The 11,357-nt window shown below is 72.5% G+C and carries 9 protein-coding genes and 1 pseudogene; 4 read left to right on the top strand and 6 right to left on the bottom strand.

The window, feature by feature from the left end; genetic code table 11:
- Positions 1-830: 830 nt before the first annotated feature.
- The 5 genes from ABZ887_RS50455 to ABZ887_RS50435 all read right to left on the bottom strand — a co-directional run bounded on the left by ABZ887_RS50455 (position 831) and on the right by ABZ887_RS50435 (position 7,058).
- Positions 831-2,108, bottom strand: a complete 1,278-nt coding sequence (locus ABZ887_RS50455) for a GntG family PLP-dependent aldolase (RefSeq protein WP_361306368.1) — start codon at positions 2,106-2,108, stop codon at positions 831-833.
- Positions 2,105-3,109 carry an NAD(P)-dependent alcohol dehydrogenase gene (locus tag ABZ887_RS50450; RefSeq protein WP_361306370.1) on the bottom strand — a complete coding sequence of 335 codons (1,005 nt, stop codon included), beginning with the start codon at positions 3,107-3,109 and terminating at the stop codon, positions 2,105-2,107. Before ABZ887_RS50450 ends, ABZ887_RS50455 begins: the two co-directional genes overlap by 4 nt.
- A gap of 122 nt (positions 3,110-3,231) precedes the next feature.
- Positions 3,232-4,434: a cytochrome P450 gene (locus ABZ887_RS50445; RefSeq protein ID WP_361306366.1), complete on the bottom strand. Its 1,203-nt coding sequence runs from the start codon at positions 4,432-4,434 to the stop codon at positions 3,232-3,234.
- Between the two features lie 9 nt (positions 4,435-4,443).
- The gene (locus ABZ887_RS50440) at positions 4,444-5,190 is read right to left on the bottom strand and encodes a thioesterase domain-containing protein (RefSeq protein ID WP_361306364.1); all 747 of its coding nucleotides are present in this window, start codon (positions 5,188-5,190) and stop codon (positions 4,444-4,446) included.
- The gene (locus ABZ887_RS50435; protein WP_361306362.1) at positions 5,181-7,058 is read right to left on the bottom strand and encodes a non-ribosomal peptide synthetase; all 1,878 of its coding nucleotides are present in this window, start codon (positions 7,056-7,058) and stop codon (positions 5,181-5,183) included. Before ABZ887_RS50435 ends, ABZ887_RS50440 begins: the two co-directional genes overlap by 10 nt.
- A 300-nt stretch (positions 7,059-7,358) precedes the next feature.
- Here ABZ887_RS50435 and ABZ887_RS50430 point away from each other — a divergent pair, with 300 nt between their 5' ends.
- The 4 genes from ABZ887_RS50430 (at position 7,359) to ABZ887_RS50415 (ending at position 10,573) form a co-directional block, all read left to right on the top strand.
- Positions 7,359-7,490: a hypothetical protein gene (locus ABZ887_RS50430; protein ID WP_361306360.1), complete on the top strand. Its 132-nt coding sequence runs from the start codon at positions 7,359-7,361 to the stop codon at positions 7,488-7,490.
- 126 nt (positions 7,491-7,616) lie between these two features.
- The gene (locus tag ABZ887_RS50425) at positions 7,617-8,186 is read left to right on the top strand and encodes a TIGR00730 family Rossman fold protein (protein ID WP_361306358.1); all 570 of its coding nucleotides are present in this window, start codon (positions 7,617-7,619) and stop codon (positions 8,184-8,186) included.
- A gap of 11 nt (positions 8,187-8,197) precedes the next feature.
- Positions 8,198-9,058, top strand: a complete 861-nt coding sequence (locus tag ABZ887_RS50420) for a class I SAM-dependent methyltransferase (protein WP_361306356.1) — start codon at positions 8,198-8,200, stop codon at positions 9,056-9,058.
- A gap of 12 nt (positions 9,059-9,070) precedes the next feature.
- Positions 9,071-10,573: an SDR family NAD(P)-dependent oxidoreductase gene (locus ABZ887_RS50415; protein ID WP_361306354.1), complete on the top strand. Its 1,503-nt coding sequence runs from the start codon at positions 9,071-9,073 to the stop codon at positions 10,571-10,573.
- A gap of 88 nt (positions 10,574-10,661) precedes the next feature.
- On the opposite strand, the pseudogene ABZ887_RS50410 reads toward ABZ887_RS50415, so the two are convergent.
- Positions 10,662-11,241 (bottom strand): annotated as a pseudogene (locus ABZ887_RS50410) (IS110 family transposase); the annotation flags it as partial.
- Positions 11,242-11,357: the final 116 nt, after the last annotated feature.

Raw genomic sequence — 11,357 nt, 5'->3', positions numbered from 1 at the left:
GGGCGGCTCCGGGCTCGCGGACGCGCCCCGGCCCTGCCCTTCCGAAGCCGTTGCCCCGGTGGCCCGTGCGGCCTCCAGCCGTCGCAAAGCCTCTGTCACCTGAGCGAGCAATCTTGCGGCCGTCGCAATGAGTCCGGCGACGTCGACAGACTCCTGTCGGTGTTCGGGATTCCTCGATGCGGAAGTGCTCGGCCGCGTACCCGACGAGGTGTTCCCGGCCCCGCTCGCCCTCTGTGACTCCCGCGCCGCCGCCTCGCGCCTTTGGCCGCGCCTCCGGGCGACGTGTATCCCACCGGCGACGGCGGACCCGACCGCGAACCCGGCCAGCGCTCCGGCGGGTCCCAACGGCGCGCCCAGGATCGTTCCGACCACCATCGGTATCCACACGGGCGCGGTTCTCTTGACCGACGCCCACAGTCGGCTGAGCGACGCCCTGAGTCGTTCTGTTCCTCTTGCCGCCCGATCGGCCGCGCGAGGCGGTGCTGGAGTCCTCCCGCCGCGGCTCCGGAGGTTCGCTGCTGAGGTTCTGGGACATCTCGGTTCCCTCGTTCAGGAATCAGACAACATGGGGTGGCAGCCGCGCCGACCTCGACGACATCGACATCCCGAAGCGGCGCAGGGCGATCTGACGTCGTGCGGCCGGTCCGCGGACTCCGCGCAGCCGTCACAGCCGCGGTTTCCTCCTGCGCCCCGCCCGGCTTCGGCCGAGATCCGCGTGCGGCACAACGGGCACACCGCGCCGCCGGTTCATCCGCCGTCCCGAGGCCGCACCGGTATCGGCTTGGGCAAGGGGCTGGTCCAGCAGCGCCCTCTGCAGGCCTCACGTCTGCTCAACGCGCCCGCCGGAGCGGCGGTTCACTCGCGTCGGCCGGTGAACCGGCCGGTCGCGGAACCCGCCTGGTGCGCCACCCCACCCGCAGAGCGCCGGTCTCCGCCGCCGTGCCCTCGGATCGCCACTCCCCGGTGCGGGTGTCCCAGCCCGCCGCCGCCAGCCGCCCCGCGCGGGCGACCACGCCCCGCACGTCCTTCTCGGTGACGTCCCGGTGGGTGACCATGCGGACGCACCCGGCCAGTGCGGCGGCGAGCACACCCGCACCCCGGAGTTCGGCCACGGTCCGGTCGGCGTCGGCGACCTCCGCGAGGACGACGTTGGTCTCCGGAACGTTCACGTTCCAGCCCTGGTCGCGCAGTCCACGGGCGAGCAGCCTGGCCTTGACGTGGTCCGCCTCCAGGTCCTGGACCCGGTTCAAGGCGATCAGGCCGGCCGCGGCGACCACGCCCCCCTGCCGTACGGCACCGCCGAGCATCTTGCGCACCCGGCGCGCCTCCCGGACGAACCCCGCCGACCCGCCCAGCACGGAGCCCATCGGCGCCCCCAGGCCCTTGCTCAGACAGGCCTGCACCGAGTCGACACCGCGGGTGAGTTCGGCCGGGGAGGTCCTCGCGGCCACGGCGGCGTTCCAGATCCGCGCCCCGTCGAGGTGGACGGAGAGGCCGGCCGCCTTCGCCGCCGCGACGACGGCCCGGTGCTCCCCGGGCGGGGTGACCGTGCCGCCGGCCGCGTTGTGCGTGTTCTCCAAGCACAGCAGACGGTCGCGCAGGGCGTCGTAGGCCATCGGGCCGGGGGACGGTGTCCTGCGGAGTGAGGTGGCCGTGATCCTTCCGGGGCCCGCGGACCAGGGCAGGGCAGCCGGCATGCCACCGGCGAGCCAGGCCGCCGCGCCCAGTTCGTACTCCAGGACGTGGGCGAGACGCGGGGCCAGGAAGCGGTCGCCGGGGCGCAGTTGGATCGTCAGGGCGACATGGTTGGCCATCGAACCGCTCGGGAGCCAGAGTGCCGCCTCGACGCCGAGGAGTTCCGCGGCCCGGTCCTCCAGCGCCCGCATCGTGGGGTCGCCGTCGAGGATGTCGTCGCCGACCTCGGCGGACGCCATGGCGGCGCGCATCTCGGCGTCGGGACGGGTCACCGTGTCCGACCGCAGGTCCACGACGGCGATGTCCCGCGGCGGGCGCGTCCGGGCGGTGCCGGGCACGGCGAGCGCCTCGGACTCCGCGAGCGCCTCGGTCGCGCCGGGTGTCCGCTGGGCGGGTACGGCGATCCTCGTCACGCGGCCTCCCCCGCACCGATCGTGGACGCGTCGAGGACCAGCCGGTAGCGCACGTCGCCGCTCTCCACCCGGGCGTAGGCGTCGTTGATCTCGTCGGCGCAGACGATCTCGACGTCCGCGCCGATGCCGTGCGCGGCGCAGAAGTCGAGCATCTCGCGCAGCTGCGCCGTCCCGCCGACGAGCGAGCCGGCGAGCACCGCGTTGCCGTCGACGAGGGACGCGGCGTCGAAGGACAGCGGCGCGCCGGGCAGCCCGACGAGGGCCATGGCTCCTCCGGTCCGAAGCGTCTTCAGGTAGGCGTCGAGAGGCAGCCCGGCCGAGACCGTGTTGACGATCAGGTCGAAGCGCCCGCGCTGTGTGCACAGGGTCGCCGGGTCCTGCGTGTCGAAGAAGTCGCGGGCGCCCAGCCGCAGCGCGTCGTCCTCCTTCTTCGGCCCCCGGCTGAGCACGGTGACCTCCGCCCCCATGGCCGTGGCGAGCTTGACCGCCATGTGCCCGAGCCCGCCGAGGCCGACGACGGCCACCGACATGCCGTCACCCGTTCCCCACCGCCGCAGCGGGGAGTACGTGGTGATGCCGGCGCACAGCAGCGGCGCGCCCGCGGCGAGGTCGACGCCCTCCGGAAGCGGACAGACGAAACGGTCCCGCACGACGATGCGGCGGCTGTAGCCACCGTCGGTCACCAGGTCGTCGTAGCCCCTGCTGTTGTAGGTGCGGACGTGTCCGAGCAGGCAGAACTGCTCGGTCCCCTCCAGGCAGTACGCGCAGGAGCCGCAGGAGTCGACCATGTAGCCGACGCCGACCCGGTCCCCCACCCGGTGCGCGGTGACCTCGTCACCGACCTCGGCCACCACGCCGGTGATCTCGTGGCCCGGCACCATCGGGAAGAGGGCCTTGCCCCACTCGCCCCTGGCGGAGTGGATGTCGCTGTGGCAGATGCCGGTGTAGGCGATGTCGATGAGCACGTCGTCCGGGCGAAGGCCCCGGCGTTCGATCGTCATCGGCCGCAGTGCGGCCCCTGCGGATGCCGCGCCCAGGGCACGGGTGGCTGTCGGCGGGTTGGTCACGGGATATCGGTCTCCTGTTTTTCCGGGCCTGTGGTCGCAGGCGGGCGGGGTGGCGGTCACACCGGCAGCAGCCGTACGGGCAGCGACCGGAAGCCGTTGACGATGACCGACTCCAGCCGCTCGGCGGGGCCGCACGGTTCGATCCGGCGCACGGCCCGGCTCAGCTGTCCGAGCACGGCCCGGAGCTGGGCCCGCGCGAGCTGGACGCCGATGCAGTGGTGCGGTCCGGCGCCGAACGCGATGTGGCGGTTGGGGGTCCTGGTGAGGTCGAAAGCGTCGGGATCCCGGAATTCCGCGCTGTCGCGGTTGGCGGAGGGCAGCCACAGCACAAGCCGTTCCCCGCGGCCGATCGTCCGGTTCCCGAGGCGTGTGTCGTGGGTGGCGGTGCGCACCAGATGGGTGGCGCTGGAGGTCCAGCGCAGGATCTCCTCGATCGCCGTCGGCGGGATCCGGCCGGGATCGCGGCGGAGCGTCGCCCACTGGTCCGGGTGCGCCATCAGCGCCTGCACACCTCCGGCCAGCGTGAGCCTGACGTTCTCGGTGCCGCCGACGAGCAGGTTGTCGCAGTTGAGGACGGTGTCCTCCAGCGGCAGCGGCCGGCCGCCGGTCCTCGCCCGTGCCAGGACGCTCACCAGATCCTCGGCCGGGCGCGCGCGCCGTTCGGCGGCGAGATCGCCGAAGTAGCCCAGAATCTCCAGGTGCGCGGTGGTGCGCGCGACCGCGGTGTCCGCGCAGAAGGCGTCCAGACACCAGTGGGTGAGCATCGCCCGGTCGGGGTGCGGGATGCCGAGCAGGGTCCACATCACCGCCAGCGGCAGCTTCGCCGCGACACCGGTGACGAAGTCGGTCTCGCCCTTCTCGACCGCGTCCGTGACGGCGGCACGGGCCGCCTCGTCCAGGGAGTCGGCCCGCGCCCGCAGACGACGCGGGGTGAACCAGTCCGCCAGCACGCCGCGCAGTTCCGTGTGCCGGGGCGCGTCGGAGAGGGCCAGGGTACGGTCGCCGCCCGGATCCGTCCCCTGGGCGACGGGCCTGAGCAGGGTCCCGGCCGCCGAGCTGAACACGTCGGCCCGGCGCAGCACCTCCTTGACATCGGCGTACCGCGTGACGGACCACGCCGTCCCGAACTCCCCGGCGTCGTGCCGGAGCACGGGATGGTGTTCGCGCATCCACCGCCATACGCCGAACGGGTTGCCGGACCGGTAGGTGCCCCCGTCCGTCAGCGAGCCCACACCTTCCGCGTCCTGCTCCTGTCTCATACGGCGGCCTCACACGGTCTCGGACTCGCGGTCCAGGAGGGACCGGAGAAGGGGCAGAGGAGGCTCGTCCCGCAGGTAGAAATGGCCGCCGGGGACGAACACCGGGCGGAACTCCCCCTCGGTGTGTTCGGCCCAGGCGGCCAGGCCGTCGCGGATCGCGGGCAGGTCCTCCCGGCCGGCGATCCCCACGATCGCGGCCCTGATCTTCTTGCCGCGGTGATCCCGGTAGTCGGCGACCGCGGCGAGATCGACGGCGGCATAGCCCAGGATGGTGTCGAGGAGGTCCGGTTCTCCGAGGATCTCGGGGCTGAGCTGTTCGTACCGGTTCAGGTGGTCCAGGACGGCGGCGGCGGGCTCGTACGGCACCGGCGTCCGGGTCCGTGGCGCGGCGGCGGACGAGACGACGAGAGCGGGGGGTGTGCGACCGGCCTGTTCCAGTGCGTGCGCGGTCTCGAAGGCCACGTAGGCACCGAAACTGTGCCCGAAGAACACGTCGTACCGCAGGCCGGCGGCCAGGATCTCCCGGGCGACCGACGAGGCCAGGACGACCAGGTCTTCCACCGCACGCTCGCCGCCGCGCTCCTCCCGGCCCGGATACTGGACGACGTGCGCGTTCGCGGAGCCGAGCGAGGACTGCCAGCCCCGGAAGAACGAGGCACAGCCCGCGGCGTGGGGAAAGACGAGCAGCCGCCGCCCGGCCCGGACCGGCTCCGCGACGGCCGACGGGAAGGAGCGGATCGACGCGGTCACCCGCATGGCACCTCCTCGGGCCGCCGGTCCGTCCGCAGCCGGCCGAGCAACTCCACCTGCTCCTCGACGGTGCTGAGCCGGTACACCTCGGCGACGGGCACCCGCTGTCCGGCGATCTCGGAGAGGGCGCGGGACAACCGCAGCACGGACAGCGAGCTGCCGCCGAGCTCGAAGAAACTGGTACCGCGGGTCCGCCCGCCGGCGGGCGTTCCGAGCACGCTCTCCCACGCCTGGACGATCCGCGCTTCCAGGTCGCGCGGCTCCTCGGGTTCCCGGAGCCGCGGCGGCACCGCCCGCACCGACGCGAGCAGCGCCGCGCGGTCGGTCTTGCCCCGCGCGGTCCGGGGTACTTCCGCGACGAAACTCACCCGGTCCGGGACATGCCCGCGGCCGAGGGCCTCCGCGACCGCGGTGCGCACGGTCGTCTCGTCGTCCCCTCCGGCCCCTTGGTCCTCCCGCTCGTCCCGCTCGTCCCGCTGCTCGTCCCGCTCGCCCCGCTCGCCCCGCTCGCCCCGCTCCGGCTCGCGTACCACGAACGCGTGGCAGAGGCCCGCCCCCTCGTCGTGGACGACCACCGCGGTCCGTACTCCCGGGCAGCCGGCAAGGACCCGCTCGACGGACTCCAGGTCGACGCGTACGCCGCGCACCTTCACCTGGCGGTCGAGGCGCCCCAGGAACTCCAGTTCTCCGTCGGCGGTCCACCGGCCGAGATCCCCGGTGAGGTACGTGCGCCCCTGCGTTCCGTCCGGGGCGGCACGCGGGACGAACCGGCGCCGGGTCTCCTCAGGATCCCCGAGGTAGCCGCCGGCCACGACGGGTCCCGAGACGGCGATCTGGCCGACCGCTCCCGGCGGGACCTCGCGCAGCGCGTCGTCGAGGAGATGCACGGCGGTCCCCGGGACGGGGGCGCCGATCGTGGCGGGCGCCTCGGCGTCGTAGCGCCGGTAGGTCGACCACACCGTGCACTCCGTGGGGCCGTACTCGTTGAAGAGGGGGACCCCTGGCAGGACGGCGAAGTGCCGGGCGATCACGCTCACCGGCAGGGACTCCCCCGCGCAGATGGCCACGCGCAGCTCCAGCGGCCCCTCGGCAGCGGTCTCGGCCACACCGTGCAGTACTTCCTCGTAGAAGCTGGGCACCGTGAGGAGATGGGTGATGGCGTGCCGGCGCATCAGGGACGCCACGGCCCGTGGGTCCCGGCGCTCGTCCTCCCCCGCGATGACGACCGTGCCGCCAGCCGTCAGGGTGCCCCACAGACCCGCGACCGAGGAGTCGAAGGAGAACGGGGAGAGCAGCAGGAATCTCGGGGTGCCGAACTCACGGTAGACGTCGAGCCGGGCCGCGTTCGAGTGCGCCAGGTTTGCCTGGCTGACGAGGACGCCCTTGGGGCCGCCCGTGCTGCCGGAGGTGTAGAGCACATAGGCCTCGTCGTCCGAACCGGCCGCCGGGTTCGCCCGGATGCCGGGTTCGCCGTGATCCGCGGGATCCGCGGCGTCCGCGACGTCCGTGGCGTCCGCGGCGTCCATGGCGTCCATGGCGTCCGCGAAATCCGTACCGGAGGGATCCACGACCTCGTGGATCCCCGCCGTCTCGCGGACGTGCCGGACGACGGCGTCCGGCGCGTCCGGATCGAGTACGGCATACGAACGTCCGGCGAGGTGCGCCGCCAGCATCCAGGCGGGAAGAGCGACGGTCCGACGGCCGAACAAGCCGACCCTGGAGGCCGGATCGACGTCCAGGGTCCGCCGGATCCGGCGGGCGAGGGCGACGAGGTCCCGGTAGTCGAGGACGTCGTCACCGCAGACGACGGCGGTACGGTCCGCGTTCCGCCGGGCCACGGAAAGGACGGTGTCACACACACGTTGAGTTGCCATGGGGCGGTTCCCTGCGCCGATTTCGTGAGATCACCGGAGGACGGGTTCTCCGTGCGCACAGCAGCATTCCGCTTCCGGGACCTGGACGGCAGCCCGGTCCCACGCCCCAGAACTGGCCGCCCGCACAGCCCCTTTCGGGGACGCTCCGGACAACGTGGGGGCACTCTCGACGTCCACCGTCCACGCTCCCATGATTGGCGACTCGAATCAGCGAGAGCCCTTGGCCGAGACTGTGCCCGGTAAGGCCGGACAGGAAGAGCGGTCTCATCGGGCAACGAAGACATTCGGGATCTCACCCGGATGACCTTCGTCATCACCGGTGACACGCGCGAGGCCGGCGCCGTCACCGCGGAACCGGCCGCCGGAGTGGACGTCGACGTCGGGACGGCTGGGCCCGGGGCCGCGGCGCGGCCCTCGTCGTCCGCGACGTGACGGCCCCGGACCGGTGGAACACCTGACGGCCGTCGGCATCGTCGGCGCCCCCGCCCGGCGCGGGGCGCACGCCACCCGACCGCCGGCTTCCCAGCCTGCATCCCTTCCGTCCAGAGAGGATCTCTCGTGCGCTACCTCACCGTGTACTGCGGTGCCTCACCGGGACAGCGACCCGCACACCGCCGTGCCGCGGCCTCGTTCGGCCGCGCCCTGGCCGCGGCCGGCCTGGGACTCGTCTACGGCGGCGCCTCCACCGGCCTCATGGGGGCCGTCGCGGACGCCGCGCTGCACGGCGGCGCGTCCGTCATCGGCGTGATGCCCCAGGACCTCGCCCGCCACGAAGTGGCCCACCAGGGCCTCACCCGGCTCGAAGTGACCTCGGGCATGCACGAACGCAAGGCGCGCATGGTGGAACTCGGGGACGCCTTCGTCGCCCTCCCCGGAGGCTTCGGGACCGCCGACGAGTTCTTCGAGGTCCTCACCTGGGCACAGCTGGGCCTGCACACCAAGCCGTGCGCGCTGCTCGACACCGACGGCTTCTTCCAGCCGCTGCTGGCCTATCTCCGGCACGCCGCCGACGAGGGCTTCGTGCACCGGAGATACCTCGACAACGTCATCGTCCGCTCCGAACCGCGCGAGTTGCTCGATGCTCTCGCCCACCACCGCAGCCTGCCGCATCTGTTCTCCGCGCTCTGAGAGGAGCCCCGATGTCCATCACCCTGTCGCAGGAGGAGTACGCGACCGCCTGGCGGCTCATCACCACGACGTCCAGCCACGGCCGGAACCTGGAGACGGTCCTTGTGGACCGGGTGCTGCCCAAGCTCGGGGACGGTCCCACCCTCCTCGACGTGGGCGCAGGCTCGGGTACGGTGGCACAGCGGCTCGCCAGGCACTTCGCCGCGCTCACCCTGGTCGAGCAGAACCCCGCGCAGATCGAGGCCGGCCGCGCGGCTCTCACGGCGTCCGGTGCTCGCGTCTTCCTCGGCGGGTTCGACGAGTTCGACACGGACGAGAAGTTCGACGTGGTCCTGTGTTCCCACGTCCTCTACCACGTCCCGCGCGAGCGGTGGAGCGCGTTCCTCGACCGGCTGCTCGGGTTCGTACGCCCCGGAGGCGTGTGCGTCGTCCTGCTCGTCGGCGGCCCCACGGACGGCCGCGGCGCCGTGCTGCCCTGCGAACCCGGTCGCCCCGCACCGGCTCCCCCCTCGACGACGCACTACACGCTGCGGCGGGACTTCACATCGGACGCGGTCGACACGGAGATGTTCGTCAAGGAACTCGCCACCAGGCACGAGCCGTACGAAGTGGTCTCCACCGTCAACCGATGGACGGCGGCCACACCCGACGAGATGCACGCGATCTGCCGCTTCGTGGTGTACGAGGACTGCTTCACGGCCGCGGAACTGGCCGCCCTGAGCGAGGAGGAACTGCGGCTGGTCGACGAGCGGATACGCGGGCACGCCCGCCGTTGCCCTCGTGTGGACGGCCGCCACCAGCTGGAGATGGAGGACGGCGTGGTGATCATCTCGCCCCGGTCCGGAAGCCGTTCCCAGCCCGACGCCGAGTGATCAGGAGCGATCGTGCCCATCCTGCACAGACTCACGACTCTCCCGGAGATCGAGGAGTTCGCCGACTCCTACGAACGCGCCTCGGGCTACCGCGTGGCGGCCGACTACCTCAAGCGCGGCCTCGTCCTCGGGATGCGCCGCCGGGGACGGCTGATCGGCGGCGCGGTGATGACCGGAGAGGCACCGCTGCGCACGTTCGCCCGTATACCGGAAGCCCGGCGCGGCGCGGTCGAGGCGTCCGTGGATCCCGACGACACGATCGAACTCGCCTGTGTCTGGCTCGATCCCGAACACCGGTCGGGGCCGCGCTCCCTGCTGTTCTGGCACGGACTGTTCCGGGAAGGGGCCGCGAGCGGCGTCCGGCACGCCGTGTTCGGCACCGAGAGCAGGGGCCTGCATCTCATGTACACGACGGCGGGCGCCCGGGTGCTCTATGCCGGTCCCGTCACGGTGGACGGCCGGCACAAGGACGGCTGGATCTACGACAGCCGGACCGCGGACCGCCGCCGGGCCCTGTGCCGGCTGGCGCTCTACAAGACGGGACTGCTCCGGTCCCGAACCCCTTCCGGTGCGGGCGAACACCCCGCGGCACCCCCGCCGGAGGTCTCCCGCGTTCAGGCGGGCTCCGCATGGGCGGTACCGCCACGGGCGCTGACGGCCGCGGGCCGGGAGCTGCTGAGCGGCTGCGCCGAACGGCTCAGCGGGGCACGACGCACGCGCACCCGGGCCCATGCAGCACTGGACGCCGCCGCGCTCGGCGGCTGGGCCCTGGTGACCGGCGCGTCCTCGGGTATCGGGCTCGCCTACGCCCGGCTGCTGGCGGCTCGTGGCGCCGGGCTGCTTCTGGTGGCCGACGCACCCGAACTGACGGACATCGCGGCGGAGTTGCGGGACGCCTACGCCGTGCGCGTGGACGCGCTGGTCGTCGACCTGGCCGAGGAGCGGGCGACGGACAAGGTGGTCGCCTGGGTGGCGGACCGGAGGGTGGAGGTCCTGGTCAACAACGCGGGCGTGGGTGCCAAAGGCCGGTTCACCGCGGGGGATCCGGCCGGGTACCTGTCGATGATCAACGTGAACCTGACGTCCCAGGTACTCCTCGACCGGGCGTTGCTGCCCGCCATGGCGGCACGCGGCAGAGGCGCCGTGATCCATGTCGCCTCCGTCAACGCGCTCGCTCCCGTGCCGTACAGCGCGGTGTACTCGGCCACCAAGACGTTCGTGCTCACCTACGCCACCGCCGTCCGGCACGAACTCCGGGACCGGGGAGTGGTGTTCCAGGTCCTGCTGCCGGGCACGACGGCGACCCCGTTCCACGCGGCCCAGCACACGGAACTCCCGCGCTGGGCCGCGTCCCCGGAGAAGGTCGCGGCGACCTCCCTGGAACGGCTCGGACGACAGCACATCTGTGTGTCCGGCACGCTCAACCGCGCGTTCCGGACCGTCAGCGGTCTCCTGCCGCTGCCCGCACGCACGGCGGCGGCCCGGGAGGCGCTGCGGGCGAGCCTGGGACATTGAGACGGGGAACCGCGACGGCGCCGTCGAGAGCGTGAACCCATCGGTGCTCGGTGGTCCCGAGACCTCCCGTGCCTCCCGTCAACCCAGTGATCTCCGCGTCCAGGTCAAGAACGCCCTGGGCGATCCGGGCCGCCATGGCGGCGGCCAGCTTCTCTCCGGGCAGGGCGATGTACTGGGCTTCTGCCGCTGCGACAGCGGTCTGTGCGAGCGAGGAGGCGTTCTTGCCGGGTACGGTCGTTGACGAGATCGAGGCGGCGGCCGGTGAGGATGCGCAGGTCGACGGCGACCTCGTCGCCGGGCCGGAGCAGTCCAAGGTCCTGGCGCATGCGGGCCTGGTCGGCGATGACGTGGGCGTCCTTGGCGTCGGTCTTGCTCTGACCGCGGTAGCCGGCCGCGGCGCGGTGGACGGCCAGGCCGGTGAGGTAGGTCATCGGCTGTCGCTGTTTGAGCAGGAGCCCGATGAGCAGGGCGGCGCTGCCGTGGTTGGTGTCCATCGCCCACAGCACCTCGCCCGGACCGGCGAGGGCGAGCACGTCGCGGATGAGCTCCAGCAGCTCGGCCTCGTCGTTGCCGACGCGGCGTGACACCTTCCGTTCACCACGGACGTCGAGTGCCACGCAGTGGTGATGCTCCTTGCCGATATCGACCCCGGCCCAGATCGTGAACACGGCCGCCTCCGTCAGCTGTTCATTCTGTGATCCCGCGGACGGCCTCGCCGACGTTGTCCTACACAGCGATCAAGTCGCGTATCCCAATCAGCGGTTGTGACCGTCACGGGCTCCGG

Source organism: Streptomyces sp. NPDC047061 (assembly GCF_040643955.1).
Taxonomy (GTDB): Bacteria; Actinomycetota; Actinomycetes; order Streptomycetales; family Streptomycetaceae; genus Streptomyces.
Note: the sequence above shows the minus strand (reverse complement) of the source record. Positions and strands in the feature narration are given on the sequence as shown.

What these genes read in the sequence shown, in the direction of transcription:
- ABZ887_RS50430 (WP_361306360.1), top strand. Translation starts at nt 7,359, where the DNA reads ATGACCTTCGTCATCACCGGTGACACGCGCGAGGCCGGCGCCGTCACC.
- ABZ887_RS50435 (WP_361306362.1), bottom strand. Translation starts at nt 7,058, where the DNA reads ATGGCAACTCAACGTGTGTGTGACACCGTCCTTTCCGTGGCCCGGCGG.
- ABZ887_RS50445 (WP_361306366.1), bottom strand. Translation starts at nt 4,434, where the DNA reads ATGAGACAGGAGCAGGACGCGGAAGGTGTGGGCTCGCTGACGGACGGG.
- ABZ887_RS50420 (WP_361306356.1), top strand. Translation starts at nt 8,198, where the DNA reads ATGTCCATCACCCTGTCGCAGGAGGAGTACGCGACCGCCTGGCGGCTC.
- ABZ887_RS50450 (WP_361306370.1), bottom strand. Translation starts at nt 3,109, where the DNA reads ATGACGATCGAACGCCGGGGCCTTCGCCCGGACGACGTGCTCATCGAC.
- ABZ887_RS50440 (WP_361306364.1), bottom strand. Translation starts at nt 5,190, where the DNA reads ATGCGGGTGACCGCGTCGATCCGCTCCTTCCCGTCGGCCGTCGCGGAG.